At 61.9% G+C, this 16,771-nt stretch carries 19 protein-coding genes; 7 read left to right on the top strand and 12 right to left on the bottom strand.

From position 1 onward, the window contains the following. Nucleotides 1–27 precede the first annotated feature (27 nt). Nucleotides 28–1,518, top strand: coding sequence for a sodium/proline symporter PutP (putP, locus tag BLR71_RS01720; RefSeq protein WP_092522456.1), 1,491 nt, complete (start codon nucleotides 28–30; stop codon nucleotides 1,516–1,518). Nucleotides 1,519–1,631: 113 nt separating this feature from the next. On the opposite strand, the gene BLR71_RS01715 is transcribed toward putP, so the two are convergent. Further along, the gene (locus tag BLR71_RS01715) at nucleotides 1,632–1,922 is read right to left on the bottom strand and encodes a cyd operon YbgE family protein (protein ID WP_092522454.1); all 291 of its coding nucleotides are present in this window, start codon (nucleotides 1,920–1,922) and stop codon (nucleotides 1,632–1,634) included. A gap of 317 nt (nucleotides 1,923–2,239) precedes the next feature. On the opposite strand from BLR71_RS01715, the gene BLR71_RS01710 reads away from it, so the two are divergent. Together BLR71_RS01710 and brnQ are read left to right on the top strand one after the other, a co-directional pair. After that, entirely contained in the window at nucleotides 2,240–2,848 is a 609-nt protein-coding gene (locus BLR71_RS01710) for an OmpW/AlkL family protein (protein ID WP_092522452.1), read from the top strand. Between the two features lie 178 nt (nucleotides 2,849–3,026). After that, nucleotides 3,027–4,361, top strand: a complete 1,335-nt coding sequence (gene brnQ / locus BLR71_RS01705; RefSeq protein ID WP_217629297.1) for a branched-chain amino acid transport system II carrier protein — start codon at nucleotides 3,027–3,029, stop codon at nucleotides 4,359–4,361. Nucleotides 4,362–4,538: 177 nt separating this feature from the next. On the opposite strand, the gene BLR71_RS01700 is transcribed toward brnQ, so the two are convergent. The 6 genes from BLR71_RS01700 to BLR71_RS01675 form a co-directional block, all read right to left on the bottom strand. Further along, entirely contained in the window at nucleotides 4,539–5,177 is a 639-nt protein-coding gene (locus BLR71_RS01700) for an OmpW/AlkL family protein (RefSeq protein ID WP_092522448.1), read from the bottom strand. Nucleotides 5,178–5,368: 191 nt separating this feature from the next. Then, nucleotides 5,369–5,869, bottom strand: a complete 501-nt coding sequence (locus BLR71_RS01695; protein WP_092522446.1) for a gamma-glutamylcyclotransferase family protein — start codon at nucleotides 5,867–5,869, stop codon at nucleotides 5,369–5,371. A gap of 23 nt (nucleotides 5,870–5,892) precedes the next feature. Beyond that, the gene (locus BLR71_RS01690) at nucleotides 5,893–6,228 is read right to left on the bottom strand and encodes a YqcC family protein (protein ID WP_092522444.1); all 336 of its coding nucleotides are present in this window, start codon (nucleotides 6,226–6,228) and stop codon (nucleotides 5,893–5,895) included. A gap of 80 nt (nucleotides 6,229–6,308) precedes the next feature. Further along, on the bottom strand, nucleotides 6,309–7,064 hold the full coding sequence (locus BLR71_RS01685; protein WP_092522442.1) for an amino acid ABC transporter ATP-binding protein: 756 nt from the start codon (nucleotides 7,062–7,064) through the stop codon (nucleotides 6,309–6,311). Further along, a complete protein-coding gene (locus BLR71_RS01680; RefSeq protein WP_092522440.1) occupies nucleotides 7,061–7,735 on the bottom strand; it encodes an amino acid ABC transporter permease in 675 nt (224 codons plus the stop codon). Before BLR71_RS01680 ends, BLR71_RS01685 begins: the two co-directional genes overlap by 4 nt. A 12-nt stretch (nucleotides 7,736–7,747) precedes the next feature. After that, entirely contained in the window at nucleotides 7,748–8,497 is a 750-nt protein-coding gene (locus tag BLR71_RS01675; RefSeq protein ID WP_092522438.1) for an amino acid ABC transporter substrate-binding protein, read from the bottom strand. Between the two features lie 459 nt (nucleotides 8,498–8,956). Between BLR71_RS01675 and BLR71_RS01670 the strand changes: the two genes are divergently transcribed. The 4 genes from BLR71_RS01670 to BLR71_RS01655 all read left to right on the top strand — a co-directional run bounded on the left by BLR71_RS01670 (nucleotide 8,957) and on the right by BLR71_RS01655 (nucleotide 11,938). Beyond that, nucleotides 8,957–10,012, top strand: a complete 1,056-nt coding sequence (locus tag BLR71_RS01670) for a DUF3549 family protein (protein WP_092522436.1) — start codon at nucleotides 8,957–8,959, stop codon at nucleotides 10,010–10,012. Between the two features lie 12 nt (nucleotides 10,013–10,024). Then, nucleotides 10,025–10,462 carry an ATP-dependent zinc protease family protein gene (locus tag BLR71_RS01665; protein WP_092522434.1) on the top strand — a complete coding sequence of 146 codons (438 nt, stop codon included), beginning with the start codon at nucleotides 10,025–10,027 and terminating at the stop codon, nucleotides 10,460–10,462. Nucleotides 10,463–10,483: 21 nt separating this feature from the next. Continuing rightward, nucleotides 10,484–11,392, top strand: coding sequence for a 30S ribosomal protein S6--L-glutamate ligase (rimK, locus tag BLR71_RS01660; RefSeq protein ID WP_092522432.1), 909 nt, complete (start codon nucleotides 10,484–10,486; stop codon nucleotides 11,390–11,392). Nucleotides 11,393–11,497: 105 nt separating this feature from the next. Then, complete coding sequence (locus tag BLR71_RS01655; protein ID WP_092522430.1) at nucleotides 11,498–11,938, top strand: hypothetical protein; 441 nt, start codon at nucleotides 11,498–11,500, stop codon at nucleotides 11,936–11,938. On the opposite strand, the gene BLR71_RS01650 is transcribed toward BLR71_RS01655, so the two are convergent. Genes BLR71_RS01650 through sufC form a run of 5 tightly spaced genes read right to left on the bottom strand, consistent with a single transcriptional unit; the run spans nucleotide 11,865 to nucleotide 16,751 of the window. Further along, entirely contained in the window at nucleotides 11,865–12,758 is an 894-nt protein-coding gene (locus BLR71_RS01650; protein ID WP_245696306.1) for a SanA/YdcF family protein, read from the bottom strand. The genes BLR71_RS01655 and BLR71_RS01650 overlap by 74 nt on opposite strands. A 48-nt stretch (nucleotides 12,759–12,806) precedes the next feature. Continuing rightward, on the bottom strand, nucleotides 12,807–13,370 hold the full coding sequence (gene sufT / locus BLR71_RS01645; protein ID WP_092522809.1) for a putative Fe-S cluster assembly protein SufT: 564 nt from the start codon (nucleotides 13,368–13,370) through the stop codon (nucleotides 12,807–12,809). A 28-nt stretch (nucleotides 13,371–13,398) separates the two neighbouring features. After that, the gene (locus tag BLR71_RS01640; protein WP_092522428.1) at nucleotides 13,399–14,640 is read right to left on the bottom strand and encodes a cysteine desulfurase; all 1,242 of its coding nucleotides are present in this window, start codon (nucleotides 14,638–14,640) and stop codon (nucleotides 13,399–13,401) included. A 3-nt stretch (nucleotides 14,641–14,643) separates the two neighbouring features. Continuing rightward, the gene (sufD, locus tag BLR71_RS01635) at nucleotides 14,644–16,002 is read right to left on the bottom strand and encodes a Fe-S cluster assembly protein SufD (protein WP_092522426.1); all 1,359 of its coding nucleotides are present in this window, start codon (nucleotides 16,000–16,002) and stop codon (nucleotides 14,644–14,646) included. Continuing rightward, entirely contained in the window at nucleotides 15,999–16,751 is a 753-nt protein-coding gene (gene sufC, locus BLR71_RS01630) for a Fe-S cluster assembly ATPase SufC (RefSeq protein ID WP_092522424.1), read from the bottom strand. The genes sufD and sufC overlap by 4 nt, the downstream gene beginning before the upstream one ends. Nucleotides 16,752–16,771 lie beyond the last annotated feature (20 nt).

The raw sequence follows: 16,771 nt of genomic DNA, 5'->3' as shown, positions 1-16,771 counted from the left end.
TCCGTCATAATAATCTGGAGATGTTCCATGGCTATAGGTGTTTGGATCAGCCTTTTTGCTTACTTTGCGCTCATGGTTGCTATCGGCGTTTATGCGATGCGCAAAGCCACGTCTTCTTCTGAAGACTACATGCTGGGGGGACGATCTCTCAGTCCGAAGGTAGCGGCGTTATCCGCCGGTGCATCGGACATGAGTGGTTGGTTACTCTTGGGTCTGCCGGGTGCGCTCTTTGCATCGGGTCTTGGCTCAGCCTGGATTGGTATCGGCCTGCTGGTCGGTGCCTTCTTCAACTGGACACTGGTCGCACCCCGCCTTCGTGAACAGACCGTTCACTATGGCAATGCGATTACCATTCCGTCTTTCTTGGCCAATCGATTCCCGACGCGGGCCCTGTCGCTGAGAACGGTATCCGCCATCGTCATCGTGATCTTCTTCGCGGTTTATACAGCATCTGGCCTGGTTGCAGGCGGCAAGCTGTTTGAAAGCGCGTTTGCCGGGATCTTCAACTTCGGTGGCCTGAGCGACTACTCCGCCGGTCTCATCATCACCTTGGGCGTGGTCCTTGCCTACACGGTAGTCGGCGGCTTCCTGGCCGTGAGCATGACGGACTTCGTGCAGGGCTGCATCATGATGCTGGCCCTGATCATCATGCCAGCGGTGGTACTCTTCGGCGAAGGTGGCGGCGGCTTCTCACAGGCGACGCAGACCCTGAATGGAGTCGATCCTAACCTGCTCTCCTGGACCAATGGCCTGACCTTCATCGGCTGGCTGTCTGCGGTTACCTGGGGTCTGGGCTATTTCGGCCAACCGCACATCATCGTGCGTTTCATGGCGATCCGCACGCTGAAGGAAGTCCCCACTGCCCGAAACATCGGCATGGGCTGGATGGCTATCTCTCTGATTGGTGCCGTATCACTGGGCATCTTTGGTCGTGCTTATGCAGTTCGCAACGGCCTGGACATTGAAGATCCGGAAACCATCTTCATCGTTCTGTCCAACCTGCTGTTCCACCCGCTGATTACCGGCTTCCTCTATGCGGCACTGCTGGCGGCGGTCATGAGCACCATCTCCAGCCAGCTGCTGGTGTCTTCCTCCTCACTGACCGAAGACTTCTATCGCCTCTTCCTGCGCAAAGAAGCCACGGATCGTGAGTGTGTGAACGTTGGCCGTATCTGCGTAGTGCTGGTGGGCCTGGTGGCTCTGGTCATCGCCTCTGACCCGAACTCTCAGGTTCTGGGGCTGGTCAGTAACGCCTGGGCAGGCTTCGGCTCGGCGTTTGGTCCTTTGATCATCCTGTCGCTGATGTGGCAGCGCACTAACGGCGCTGGCGCCATTGCGGGCATGGTGGTCGGTGCCCTCACCGTCATCATCTGGATCTCTCTGGGCTGGAACGCATCCTTCATGGGTGGCCCGGGCGTCTACGAGATTATCCCTGGCTTCATCGCCTCCATGCTTGCCATCCTGGTGGTGAGCAGCGTTACGGCTGATGCTGGCGAATACCAGCACATTACCCGCTAACAGCGCGCCTATGCCGCAAGCATCGCAGCAGAAGAGCGTTGTGAATGGCATATCATGACAGGACTAGTGAAAGGGCTCCCTCGGGAGCCCTTTTCATTGCCTGCCGCCCCCGCTCAGGCCACCATCATTCGGCCAAATACGAACAACGCGAACACCACGAGCCCCCACCAACAGGCGGGCGCTGCCATCAGCTGACGCAGCCAACGGCGAGATGCCGTCACTCCCACCCCGTGCATGAAACCTGACCCGAGAGCCCAAAGCCCTAGCAACACCATCGGCAGGCGCCACTGCCAGGACAAGTCACTTAGCGCCTCGGGCCGCCACAAAAGCGCCACCGAGATAACCGACGACAGCACTAGACCGGCAAAGGGCAGCCAGACGTGGCGTAACATGCGTGAATTCATATCTCCTCCTGGCGAACCCACGGGAATCGAGCAACATCTTCTGATAGCCAGTCAAGACCAATTCAGGTGACTTGGCGAGCCGCCATCACCCATGGGCAGCGCACGACATCTACAGGACTTATACAAAAAAGCATCCTTCATGAGGGATCGCTAACTCCATGGATCAATATTCTTCTGCAATCATAACTATCAGCGTCATTGGAAAAATTGTAATGCCAAAGGAAACACTGTTTCCTATACTGCGTTTGTCAAACTAGGAACCGGCATCGGCCAGTGGCCGCTAACGTCGATCCAGCAAAAGCAATCAGGAGGCTTACATGAACAAGGCAACGCTTATTTCCGCAGCTCTTATCGCCACCAGCAGCTTGATGGCTGCTCAGAGCGCCCTGGCCTATCAGGCCGGTGATATCTTCGTGCGCGGCGGTGTCGCTCAGGTCGAACCCACTTCCGACAACGGCAAGCTCAATGGGGCCGACGTCGATGTTTCCGACGAGAATGGCTTCACCTACGGCTTTGGCTACCTGCTCACCGACAAGGTAGGGGTCGAACTCAACAGCAGCGAGCCCTTCGAACACCAGTTGAGCCTGGGTGGCACTGGCATAGGTAGCGTGGATCGCACCCCGGTCAACCTGCTGGCGAACTATTACCCGCTGGGCGGCACCGGCGGCAAGGTACAGCCCTACGTCGGGGTCGGCGTCAACTACACCACCTACTCCGATGAGGAGTTGAGTGGCCTGGATATCGACGATTCCTGGGGCGCGATTGGCCAGGTCGGCGTCGACCTAGCCCTCACCGACTATCTGCTGCTCAACGGCTCGGTGAGCTATTCCGATGTCGAAGCCGACGCCAGCCTGAACGGCAATGGCATCGGTACAGCCGATGTCGACCCTGTGACCATCGGCGGCGGTATCACCCTGCGCTTCTAAGCGGGGGAACCCAGTCTCAGGCTTCTGATCAGTCACTGACCATCAAGAGCAGAAGCATCCAGCGCCGGGCCTAGCGCCCGGCGTTTTTTTTGCTGCAAGAAGACGTATCGACGATAATACCGCGCCGAAAAACCCACGCTGCTTCCAGCGTTCCACTATCAACTCGCAGGTATTCTTCGTGAAAACGCGTCTTTCCGGCTTCGAGGTACTCGCGATGGGCTTCATGACCTTCGCGCTCTTCCTCGGTGCCGGCAACATCATCTTCCCCCCACAGGTCGGCCAAGGCGCCGGTGTTGCCTTCTGGCCCGCGGCAATTGGCTTTCTGGTCACCGGCGTGGGGATGCCATTGCTGGGCATCGTCGCGGTCGCCATCGTCGGCGGCGGACTGGACCGGCTAACCTCTCCCCTGCCCAAGGCGGCCGCGCTACTCTTCGGACTAGGCATCTATCTGTCGATTGGCCCCTTGTTCGCGCTGCCCCGCACCGGCACCGTGGCCTTCGAGATGGGCATGCGCCCCTTCATCGACTCGGCTCCCGCCACCGGCCTGGCCATTCACTCGGTACTTTTCTTTGGCCTCGCCACGCTGCTGGCACTGTCGCCCGGCCGGCTGGTGGACGTGATTGGCAAGTGGATCACCCCACTGCTGATCTTCCTGCTGTTGGTGATTGCCGGTGCCACCTTGCTCTTTCCGCAAGGACCGCTGGGGCCCGTCAGCGAGAGCTGGGCCGACGCCCCCTTCGCTCAGGGCTTCGAAAACGGCTACCTAACCATGGACACCCTGGCCTCGCTGGTCTTCGGCATCCTGATCGTCAGCGCCATCCGCGAACGCGGCATCGAGGATCGCCGCATCCTGATGCGCTACACCCTCATGACGGGCGTGATCGCCGCCACCTGCCTGGCCGCGGTATACCTGCCCCTGGCCTACATGGGCGCTACCAGTCATGAAGTGGCACCCGGCGCCGATAACGGCACGCTGATTCCTAGCTATGTGCAAGCGCTGTTCGGCCCGGCCGGCCCTGTATTGCTGGCGGTGATCATCACCCTGGCCTGCCTGACCACCGCGGTCGGTCTGCTGACCGCCTGCGGCGAGTATTTCCAGCGCCTCTTCCCCCGCCTACCCTACCGGGCGATGGTCATCATCATGGGGGCTTTTGCCGCCCTGGTGGCCAATCAAGGGCTCGATAGTCTGATCCGCATCTCGGTGCCGGTTTTGGTGGCCCTCTATCCACCGGCCATCGCGCTGATCGCCCTGTCGATGCTGCGCCGACAGTTAGCGGATGCGCCGCGGGTCTTCTCCTGCACGATGGGCCTGACCTTCGCCGCCAGCCTGCTTGACGGCCTGGCGGCCAGCGGCATCGAGGCACTGGTGAAACCCGCCAGCGCTATGCAGGCGATGCTGCCGCTCGGGGAGACGAGTTTCGGCTGGATACTGCCGGCCGCCGCTGGCCTGCTACTGGGCCTGGCCTTGAGTCGCCGCCAAGGTGACTCCCTGGATCCGGCACTCGCCGACTGATGCCATCAAACGGGCCTTTAGGCACATGCGACATGCCCAGGCACTGATAGCACCATAGCGCCAAGCAAGCGTGCCAAAGAGGCCCAACGCAAGACGCCCGCTTCCCTTGGGAAGCGGGCGTCGTCGTTAAAGCCGGGCACTAGGTGACACTAGGCAAGGTAACTCAGAAACGATAGCTCAGAAGCGATAGCTCAGGCCTGCCATCACGACCACCGGGTCGATCTCCACAGTGCCGACATCGTTGCCACCGACTTTGGCGTCGGTGTCGATATCCAGATACCAGGCGGCGGCGTTAAGCGCCCAATGGTCGTCGATGACCAGATCGACACCCACCTGACCCGCAGCGCCCCAGGAATCATCGAGCTCCAGGCTAGAGCCATCGACCTTTTCATCGCTGAAGGTGGTGTAATTGACGCCCAGACCGGCATACGGCTGTACGCGGGCCTGGGTGCCCCCCAGCGGATAGTATTGCAGGGTCAGGGTCGGCGGCAGATGCTTGGTGGACGCCTGGTTGGCCCCATTCAGCTTGATGTCGTGCTCAAAAGGCTTGGCGGCCAGCAGCTCGACACCCAGCTTGTCGGTAAACCGATAGCCCAGAGTGAAGGCAGGACCACTTTCACTCTGAACGTCCACATCGATGCTGCCGCTGGCGAGGGAACCATTGTCGCTCTTCGGTGAGACCTTGGCCACGCCAATACGGGTGAAGATGTCCCCGGCGCCATACTGGAGATCGGCAGCGAGAGCATCGCCTGAGTGAACAGCGCTGGCAGCGACCAGGCCAGAGGCAAGAACGGCAGTGAGGACTGAATGGCGCATGACACGTTTCCTTTTGATGTCGAGGCAGAGATGGCTGCCGGAAAAGACACCTTCAGTCTACTCAGCGTGCGAAGGATAAATATTGACTCAGCGCAAGGCTGAGCGGCTCACAGCGCAGCCTGCGACAATGCGCCCCACCTCACACGCCTCCTTCATCCGTTCTACCACTCAGCCATTAGCGTTAGGCGCCATCACCGCGGTGTATGTCGGTGCAAGCCAAGCGCCGCCAGGCTGTCATCATCGAGCGACTCTATGGCCTCGACTCGCGCCAGCTCGGCGTGATATTGCGCCGACAGGAAGGGCTTTCCCGCCAGCAGGTGAGCAAGATACTCTTGCGCCGGCCGCAAGGACTCAGCGGTTCGCTGCGGCTGGGCGACGTACACCCAGGCCTCGATGGGACCTTCGTCGGTGAGCACCGACTCGCGAACGCGGGTGTAATCGTGCGGATGCCCTTCGAAGGGGTCCATCAGCGTGATCTGGTCAGGGTGGGTCAGCTCGAAGAGCGCGCCCTCGACTCGCTGCCCCTGGGCCGGATGGACATTTGCATGCGCCACTCCCGGCACCTTGGAGGCCTTGTCGAAGCTGAGTCGATAACCCTCCAGTACCCCAGCTAGGGCGCGACGGGTCTCACCGATCCGTGCATCGACCCGCGCCACGTTCATGTTGCTGCCATAGGCAAAGTAATAGGGCATGGAAACCTCGCCGTGCGTGACGTTCAGGGAGCTTCGTTGATCACCTGATCGACTTCCTCGATGGCCTTGACCACCAGCAGACGATCCCCGGCGCGGGCCTGTTCCTGCTTGAGATACAGATCCGCCGCCGGTGCCACATTGCAGCTGGCTGGGAGTGGCGACTGCGCAGCCGTCATGGCGTCGAGACGTGCAATGAACACGAAGCGCAGCCACTGGGGCAGCGACATGCTGTCGACACAGAACGGCTGCTGGCTGGCCATCGCCTCGGCTGAAGGCTCTTCCACGCGCCACAGGTCTGACGCCTTGAGGGTCGCTTCCAGACGGCGAACCGCCTGATCGAGTTGTTGGTGAACGCTCATAGTCTTTCCCCAATCAAAACCAAAACGCACCATTATCCCGGCCAAGGCTCGCCTTGGCCAGCCGTGACAGGCCTAGCGCTTTAGCTCTGCAGTGACGCCTGATTGGCCAGCACCTTGCGCAGAAAGTCTCGGGTCCGCGGGTCACGAGGCGCCGAAAACAGCTCGGAGGGTGGCCCCTGTTCGACAATGCGCCCGCCTTCCATGAAGATCACCCGGTCGGCCACGTCGCGGGCAAATGCCATCTCGTGAGTCACCACCAGCATGGTCTGACGCTCCTCGGCCAGCTGCTTCATCAGCCCCAGCACCTCTTCGACCCACTCCGGGTCCAGCGACGAGGTCGGCTCATCGAACAGGATCACCTCGGCCTGAGCCGCCATGGCGCGACCTATGCCGACGCGCTGCTGCTGTCCACCGGAGAGCGAGGCAGGATAGGCATCCGCCTTGTCGGCAAGCCCGATGCGCTCGAGAATCTCCCGCCCGCGAGCGTACGCCTTGTCCTTGGGCCAGCGGTTGACCACGATCAGGCCCTCGCTAATGTTTTCAAGCGCCGTCTTGTTAGCGAACAGGGCATAGTTCTGAAACACGAAGGCCGTCGCCCGGCGCAGCGCCAGAATATCCGCCTTGCGCGGACGGGCGGCGTCAACGTCGAGATTGCCGATACGAATCCGCCCGGCATCCGGCCGTTCGAGAAAGTTCAGGCAGCGCAGCAGCGTCGACTTCCCGGTACCGGACGGGCCGATCACTACGATGATTTCACCCTGCTGAATTTCCAGGTCGATACCGCTGAGTACCGCGTTGCCCTGAAAGCGCTTGATCAGTCCTTCTACCCTTATCATCGTTGATAGGCCTCGTTGAATCGTGCCTCCAGGCGCCGCTGCAGCCAGGCCAACAGCTCGACGATCCCCCAATAGATCACCGCGACCGTAATGAAGGCCTCGAAGTAAAGGAAACTGCCGGCGGCCTCCTTCTGAGTAGCCCCCATCAGCTCCGTGACGCCCAGGGTGAAGGCCAGCGAGGTGGCCTTGATCATGTCAATGAAGTAGTTCATCAGGGTCGGCACGGCGATGCGGGTCGCCTGGGGCAGCACGATGCGCCGCATCAGCTGCCCATTGGTCATGCCGATCGACAGCGCCGCCTCGGTCTGGCTGCGATCCACCCCGACGATCGCCGCACGGATCGATTCCGCCATGTAGGCGGAAAAGTGCAAGGTCAGGCCGAGGATGGTGGCGGTAATACCATTGATCTCGGTCAGCGCACTGAACAACTGGGGCAGCCCGTAATAGAACAGGAAAAGCTGGACCAGCAGTGGCGTGCCGCGAAAGAACGAGATGAACAGCAGCGTGAGCGCATTCAAACCGGGAATCGCCAGCACCCGGATCACGGCCAGCAGGCAGGCCAGTATCAGGGCCAGCACCATGCCGGCCCCGGCCATCTCCAGGGTCAGCGGCAAATAGCTCAGCAGGACCGGCACCAGCTGAAGCATGTAATCAACGTCGAGCACGTTCATCATGACTCCCGATTACGGGCGGGTGATATCGGTACCGAACCAGCGCTCGGAAATCTCGCTCAGCGTGCCGTCGCTGCGCAGTTCCGACAGCGCCGCGTTGACCCGGTCCCGCAGTTCGGCGTCGTCCTCGCGGAACGGCAGCGCATTGCGGATCTGGGAGAACGGCTGACCGGCGAGCGCCAGCGGCAGCGGTTTTTCCTTGATCACCTGACTGGCACTGACCCGGTCCATGACGAAGGCATCGACCCGACCCAGCGCCGTGTCCTGTTCGATATTGCTCTCGTAGGTGCGAATGTCGATCTCGTCGGCGTAGGGCAGCTCCTCGAGCAGGGCTTCGTAGTTGGAGCCCAGGTTGACCGCCACCGACTTGCCGCGCAGGTCCTCGACGCCATGAATGCTGTCGTTGCCGCGCTTGACCACCACTTGAGCGCCGTCATAGACGTAGGGGTCGGTGAAGAGATACTTCGCCTCACGCTCGTCGGTGATGGTGATCTGGTTGGCAATGGTGTCGATGCGTCCCGACTCGAGCATGCCGAACAGGCCGGAGAAGTTGGCGGTCACGAATTCCACCTCGACGCCCATCTGCTCGGCGACGGCCTCAAGCACATCGACCTCGAAGCCCTTGAGCTCATCCTGTTCGACGAAGGTGAAGGGGAAGTACCCACCGGACATACCGACCTTGAGCGGATCGTCGGCCTGGGCCAGCCCGGCTGTAGCGAGTGCCGCAGCACCCAACAGAGAAAGAGTGAATGAACGCAGCATGGAGCTCTCCTGAATCGAGTCTAAAAAGATCATTAAGTAATAAGCCATTATAAAACTTATTACCCTTTGGAACATAGACCAGTAAGGCTTGGCTACTGGATTTTACCGCTACCGCTAACGGTAAGGCGCCTCCGCTTGCTCTCCATCAGCATTCACGCTTCATACCCGCAACACCGCCTCAACGACCAGCCCACGCCACATAGTGCCTTTCCAGAAAACAGCGGCTAGGCCCTCCACTTTTCCACCGCGCAATGACATCTATGCGTCACGCTATTGTCATGCACAGAAACACTGAAAAGAACTGTGGATAACCATTGGACAAGCGCGGATTACCGGGACGTCATGGGACCTAGCGATGGTTGGGTGATTTTTATACAACCCGGAATTTCTCCTCAGCTCAGGACTGCCAAGGGAAGCGGCATAAGTGATAGAGTGGCCGCTTAATTATGGGAAGGTGCCATGCAGCCAATTTTGACGCTTCACGACTTCTTCACACGCAGCGGTGCCCAGGTTCGGCTCTATCATCTGGGCCGACGCTTGGCGCCCTGCTCGCTCGACGAGCTGGCGGCCTTCGAGGCCCAACAGCAGCCCTGGTCGAGCCCCTGGAAGGAGCAGGCCCGACTGGCCTGCCTCTTCACGCTTGGCGACGCCGAAGAGCCGCTGATCTGGTTTCTGTCGCTGCCGCTGGACGAGCAGGGATATCTGGTGGCGGCACCCCGGGATGCCTTCATCCAGCGGCTGCTCGAGACCCTCGGCTACAGCGTCTCGACGCTTGGCAAGGAGCACCAGGTCGACAACCTGATGAAGGACAATCCGCTGGCCTTCACGCCCCCATTACAGCTTCAGGCAATGCTGCACGCCCGCGCCAACCTGGATATGGACCGCCCGGCCAGCCAGCATCTCGATTTCGCGGAAGACTACCTGACCGGCGCCCAGGACGACGCTGCATCAGAGCACGGCGAGGACCCGCAGGACAATCAGTGGCAAGCGCTTGGTCTGCAGGGCCTGGCTGACTTCGCGACCCGCCACGACAGCGACCAGGCCCATGCTCTGGCCCAGCGTCTGCCAAGGCTGCCCGACGAAGTCGTGCGTTCGCTGTGTTACTGCCTAGAGCATGTCAGCCTTGATGCCGAACTGATTCAGGCGCTACGCGCCCGCGGCGAGCAGGCGGCAAGCACGGGGGACATCGAAACCTTCTGCGCCTGCGTACGAGCGGTGGGCGCAAGCCGGGATGACAGCGTCGGCGCCTGGTATGGCAAGCTGCTCGATGATCCAGCCGCCTGCGGCCCGGACTTGCTTGCAGCGATCGCCGCCCGTGGCTGGGAGCACCTGGAAGACGCGCAGCGCCTGCCGCGCTATCTCGAACGCCTGGCCGAGCAACCGACGGTCGACTTCACGGCGATGGTCAAGGACTTGGCGTTGATTCCCCGGCTACGCCTGCCGCTGCTGATGCAGTTGCGCGATGCGCCGGCCGAGTCTCCGGTCGGCCAACGGCTCGCCCATCTACACCACTGACGCGGAGGGGTCATGAAAGCATTGCCCTATCAGGCCAAGGCGGTCATCGGTCGGCGCGAGATGGTCACGCTTCCAGAACTGGGGCTGACCCTGTGCTGCAAAGCCGACACCGGCGCTCGCACCTCGGCCCTGCATGCCGAAGACATCGAGACCTATGAGGAAGATGGACACGTCTGGGTCAGCTTCGTGACCCGAGGCGGCGGACCCGAGAGCCCGGCCCACCCCGTGCGCTTGCATCTGCACGACCGTCGAATGATTACCAGCTCCAACGGCCAATCCGAATGGCGCTATGTGGTGCGTACGCGCGTGCAGATGGGTGAGCTCAGCTTCATGGCGGAGCTGAGCCTGACGCACCGCGGCGATATGCGCCACCCCATGCTGCTTGGCCGTCGCGCCATGCGCCGCCTGCTGGTTGCGCCCGGTGCCGCTTTCCTTCACGGCGAGCCCTGACTTTTTACAAGGACCCGATGCATGCATATTGCCCTGCTTTCCCGCAATCGCCACCTGTATTCCACTCGCCGCCTGATTGAGGCAGCAGAGCAACGTGGACATACCATCCGGGTTGTCGACACCCTGCGCTGCTACATGAACATCACCTCGCATCGCCCCTCGATTCACTACAAGGGCGCGGAGCTGGAGCCCTTCGACGCGGTGATTCCGCGTATCGGTTCGTCGGTGACCTTCTACGGCTGCGCGGTGCTGCGCCAGTTCGAAATGATGGGCACCTATGTGCTCAACGACAACGTGGCCATCACGCGCTCTCGCGACAAGCTGCGCTCGCTGCAGCTATTGTCGCGCAAGGGTGTCGGCCTGCCAGTCACCGGCTTTGCCCACTCCCCAGACGACATCCCCGACCTGATCACCATGGTCAAGGGCGCCCCGCTGGTCATCAAGCTGCTGGAAGGCACCCAGGGCATTGGTGTGGTGCTCGCCGAGACCAACCAGGCGGCAGAGAGCGTGATCCAAGCCTTCATGGGCATGAAGGCCAACATCATGGTTCAGGAGTACATCAAGGAAGCCAAGGGCGCCGATATCCGCTGCCTGGTGATCGGCGACAAGGTGGTAGCGGCGATGAAGCGTCAAGCCGCGGAAGGCGAGTTTCGTTCCAACCTGCACCGGGGCGGCAGCGCCAGCGTGATCCGCATCACGCCTGAGGAACGCTCCACGGCGATCCGCGCGGCCAAGGCCATGGGGCTACACGTGGCCGGGGTCGACTTGTTGCGGTCCAATCACGGGCCAGTGATCATGGAAGTCAACTCGTCGCCAGGCCTTCAGGGCATCGAAACGGCCACCGGCAAGGACATTGCCGGCCAGATCGTCGAGCACCTAGAAAAGCATGCCGCCCCGAAACGCAAGGCCCCACCCAAGCCCAAGGGCTAAGGTGGCACTCTCGGGCTAGCCCGTCCGAGAGTTTTTTATCGCCCGGGGGTAGCAAAACACTGTTTCCCCACGCACAATCTGCGTCACCGGAGGAGGTGACTGCTCATGTTTCTCGATAATCGCCAAGTGGCGATGGACAGCTTGCTCGAAGCGCTGGCCGATAGCCTCGACTACTTTCAGGACAATATCGAACGCCTGCGCCCGTCGCTGCGCGAAGTACTGAAGCCGCACTACGAGGCGCGCAGCAAGGACATGCAAAAGCTGCAGACCTTGGCCAAGCGTCACCTCAAGCTGCTGCCCAGGGACGCCGATGTCGAACGCGACGACTACATGTGGCTATGGAGCCGGCTGAAGAGCTTCGTCGGCAACGACAGTCAGGTGCTGATCGGTGAGCTTCTCGAACAGGAGCGTGTGCTGATGCAGGCCCTAGCCACCCTGCACACGCATCCGTTGCCCGAGTCGATCGAGCCAGTCATGGAGCGCTGCTGGAAGGGCTGTCGTAAGCTGATTCGCGAGCTGTATCAGCTGCAGAAAGAGAACCGCTAGCCCCCTCTCCGCCGCCAGTCTCTTCCTCGGGGGATGTCACCTCAGCGTCGACGTCCCCTGGCGTGCCTCTCTGCCCTTCTTGCTCTTCCGGCCGCTTCTCTCGCGCCTGCAGCTCAAGCGATGCCGCCACCGCCTGAGCCGATACCCGTGGCGGCTCGGCAATCACCAGCGGCTCTTCCGGCCCCAGGAAGTAGGCTTCCCGCCCCCAAAGATACAGATCACCGAGCGTAGCCAGTCGCGCCAACCACTCACGGGCTCGCAGCCGCCAGATACCGTCGGCCTCTTCGCTCTGCACCGCACAGCCTTCGACCTTGAGCCCCAGCGCATCGGCGATGAACATGGCCCTGGGAAGGTGCCAGGCCTGACTGATCAACAGCGCGCGTTCGACGTCGAAGACCGCCTGAGCGCGCACTAGGGTATCGAAGGTGCTGAAGCCCGCGTAATCCAGCGTCATGTCGACATCGCGCACACGCTGCTCACGAAGCTCCCGCCACATGCTTACCGGCTCGTTGTAGTAGCGAGTGCGGTTGTCACCGGACAGCAGCAGGTGATCGACGCGCCGGTCGCGCATCAGCTTGGCGGCGGCTTCGATCCGCGCGGCGAAATAGGGGTTGCGTCCGCCCTGCCGGCTCCACAGCGAGGTGCCGAAGACGATGCCGACCGGCGCTTTGGCACACTGCGACAGCTGATGGTCGATACGGCCACGCGTGCGCTCGACCATCCACAGATTGGCTGCCACCCCAGCGATGATCAGGCCTATCACCAAGGCGCCCAGCGTCATCAGGAGGGCCCTGAGGCCCACCCCCCATTTCCGGTACATGCAAACTTACCCTTTGCTGTCTATGCCACCCGAGCCGTCAGTGAGGCCTCAGAACATGCCCAGCTCGAGCCGGGCTTCCTCGCTCATCATCTCACGGCTCCAGGGCGGGTCGAAGACGATGTCGACATGGACCTTGCTGATCTGCGGGGCGCCGAGGATCTTGTTGCGGGCGTCGGCGGCGATCACGTCGCCCATGCCGCAGCCCGGCGCGGTGAGAGTCATGCGAATGGTGACGAGGCGTTCGCCGGAGAGCAACCGCTCGATGCGACAGCCATAGACCAGCCCCAGTTCGACGATATCGACCGGGATTTCCGGGTCGAAGCAGGTGCGCAGCTGATCCCAGACGAACTGCTCGATTTCCTCTTCACTGGCATCTTCGGGCAGCGTCGGGCGCGGCAACGATTCGAGACCCAGGGCATCCAGGTTGGCGCCCTCGATCAGAAACAGGCGGCCCTCGAAGGCCACGCTGACGGTACTGCCCTTGGCCTGCATCACCGAGACGATGCTGTCCTCGGTCAGTGTCACGGTCTTGCCGAAGGGAATGGAGATGACCTCCACATCCCGCTGCAGGGGCATTTCCTGTCCCTTATAGAGCGCATCCACTTGTTCCATGGCCGACATTTCACTCCTCCGGGGTCAGTTAGCGCACCATGCCGATCACCCGCTCCAGAGACTCGACGAAGATGTCGATCTCCTCGGGGGTGTTGTAGGCAGCAAATGAGGCGCGGCAGGTGGCATCGACACCGAAGTGTGCGAGCAACGGCTGGGCACAGTGGTGGCCGGTACGAATCGCCACGCCGAGCTGATCGATCAGCAGGCCGATGTCCTGACTGTGGGCGCCCTCGACCACGAAGGACATGACGGCTGCCTTGCCCGGCGCGGTCCCCAGAATCCGCAGGCCATCGATGCGCGAGAGCTCCTTGGTGGCATGCTCGGTGAGACGATGCTCCCAGGCACGGATCAGCGGCAGGCCGATGCCGGATACCCAATCGAGCGCCGAGCCCAGCGCGATCACCTCGGCAATCGCCGGGGTCCCAGCCTCGAACTTGTGAGGGATATCGGCGAAGGTGCTGCCGGCCTCGAAGGACACGGTCTTGATCATCTCGCCACCGCCCTGCCAGGGCGGCATGGCTTCTAGCAATGCAGCTTTGCCATAGAGCACCCCCACGCCCGTTGGCCCGTAGACCTTGTGGCCGGAAAAGGCATAGAAGTCGGCATCCATGGCCACCACATCCACCTGCTCATGGGGCGCCGCCTGGGCGCCGTCGACCAGGATGAGGGCGCCGTGGGAGTGCGCCACGCTTGCCATCTCGGACACCGGGTTAACGGTGCCGAAGGCATTGGACACGTGGTTCACCGCCACCAGACGCGTCCGCTCGGTGAAGAGGTCGCGATAGGCGGCCTGATCGAGCACGCCGCGCTCATCGACCGGGATCACCTTGATGGTGAAGCCGATTTCCTTGGCCAGCAGCTGCCAGGGCACGATGTTGGAGTGGTGCTCAAGCTGCGAGACCAACACCTCATCGCCGGCCTTGAGATTGGCCCGCCCCCAGGTATTGGCCACCAGGTTGATGGCCTCGGTGGTGCCCCGGGTAAAGATGATCTCGCGGATCTCGCGGGCATTGATGAAGGCCCGCACCTTGTCACGGGACCGCTCGAAGGCAGACGTCGCCTCGTCGGACAGGGTATGCAGCCCGCGATGAATATTGGCGTTGTAGCGCCGGTAGTAGTCGTCGAAGACCTCAATCACCTGCCGAGGCGTCTGGCAGGTGGCGGCGTTGTCGAGATACACCAACGGCTTGCCGTGAACCTCTCGGTCAAGGATCGGGAAGTCGCTGCGTACCTTGGCCACGTCCAGCATCAGGTCACTGAAGTCGGTCATGACTTACTCCTCGTCCAGGGCGGCGGCAACCTCGACCAGCCCGGCCAGATTGAACCGCTCCGGCAGCTTGCCTGCCACCGTGCGCTCGACGCGCTCGGCCACGGCGTCCAGCGACACCTGCTCCATCACCTCGCCGGCGAAGGCCAGCGTCAGCAAGCCGCGGGCCGTCTCTTCGTCGATACCGCGAGCCCGCAGGGCGAAGATGGCCTCTTCGTCCAGCTGGCCGGTGGTGGCGCCATGGGAGCACTTGACGTCGTCGGCGTAGATCTCGAGTTCCGGCTTGGTGTCGATCTCGGCACGGTCGGAGAGCAGCAGGTTGGCGTTGCTCTGGTGCGCCTCGATCTTCTGGCTTTCGCGGCGCACGATCACCTTGCCATTGAAGACACCATGAGCCCGGTCGCCGAGGATGCCCTTGTAATTCTCGTTGGAGAAAGTGTGGGGCGCGTTGTGATTGACCAGGGTGTGGTTATCGACGTGCTGGCGACCCTGAGCGAAGAACAGACCGTAGTAGTTGGCCTCGGCGCCCTGGGCGTTGAGCTCGGCGACGATGTCGTTGCGCACCAGCGAACCGCCCAGGTTCAGGTTGAAGGAGGTGAAGCGACTGTCGCGACCCTGGTCGATATGCAGGCTCGAGACATGCAGGTCCTTGAGCGATGCTTCCTGCAGCTTATAGTGCGTCAGGATAGCGCCGCGCTCCAGCATCACCTCGGACACCAGGTTGGAGAAGTTGGCAGCCTCTTCCTCGCCCACCTGATGCTCGATCACGGTGGCCTGACTGCGTGCACCGGCCTCGATCAGCACCCGAGGATGGCTCATCAGCGGCGTGGCATTGGCCCGGGACAGGAACTGCACCAGGATCGGCGCCTCGACCACCGTACCCGGCGCCAGGCGAATCACTGCGCCCTCTTCGGCGAAAGACGTATTGAGCGCCGTGAACGGCGAGAAATCGACGCCGGCCAGGCGACCCAGGGCGCCACCCACGGCCTCGTGGTTATCGGCCAGGGCCTGAGACAGCGGCTCGACGCTGACGCCGGACGGCAAGGCCGCCAGGTCAGACAATTCGGGCGCGAAGATGCCATCGACGAAGGTCAAACGCAGCGCTTCCAGGGGCAGCGTCAGGGCCGCCGCGGTCGCGGGCGACAGTGGCGTCAGATCCTGCGCATCCTGGGCCAGGGTGAAGTCGCCCCGGGCGATGGCACGCACGTCGGTGTACTTGAAGGCCTCGTCGCGCCGGGTCGGGAAGCCCAGCGCTTCGAAGCGCGCCGCGCCAGCCTGACGGCGGGCAGCGATCCAGGTCGGCTCGGCGCCACGGCGTGTGCCGCGTGCGCTCAGTGCATCGAGAAAAGTCTGTTCGTCGCTCATGCCGCGGATTCCTCCAGGACCCATTCGTAGCCGCGAGATTCGAGTTCCAGGGCCAAGTCCTTGCCGCCGGTCTTGACGATGCGACCGTCGACCAGCACATGCACCACGTCCGGCACGATATGATCGAGCAAGCGCTGGTAGTGGGTGACCATCAGGATGGCGCGATTAGCATCACGCAGTGAGTTGACGCCGTCGGCGACCACCTTCATGGCGTCGATATCCAGCCCGGAGTCGATCTCGTCGAGCATGGCGAGCTTGGGCTGGAGTAGCAGCATCTGCAGGATCTCGTTGCGCTTCTTCTCGCCACCGGAGAAACCTTCGTTGACGGCGCGCTGCAGGAAGCTCGAGTCCATCTTCATGAACTTGATCTTTTCCCGCACCAACTTCATGAATTCCGGTGCTGGCATCTCATCTTCGCCGCGAGCCGCACGCTGTGCGTTAAGCGCCGCCTTGAGCAGGTAGATGTTCTTCACCCCGGGGATCTCGACCGGATACTGGAAGCCGAGCAGCAGGCCGGCACAGGCACGCTCCTCGATATCCATCTCCAGCACGTCCTTGCCTTCGAAGGTGATCGTGCCGCTGGTGACCTCATAGCCGTCCTTACCGGCGATGACCGCCGATAGGGTCGACTTGCCGGCCCCGTTGGGGCCCATGATGGCATGCACCTCACCGGGGTTGATGGTCAGCGACAGACCCTTGAGGATTTCCTTGCCTTCCACCGTGACGTGCAGGTCCTTGACTTCGAGCATGTTGACACCTTGATTCGGTT

Source organism: Onishia taeanensis, assembly GCF_900100755.1.
GTDB lineage: Bacteria > Pseudomonadota > Gammaproteobacteria > Pseudomonadales > Halomonadaceae > Onishia > Onishia taeanensis.
This window is presented reverse-complemented; position numbering and strand designations above follow the sequence as displayed.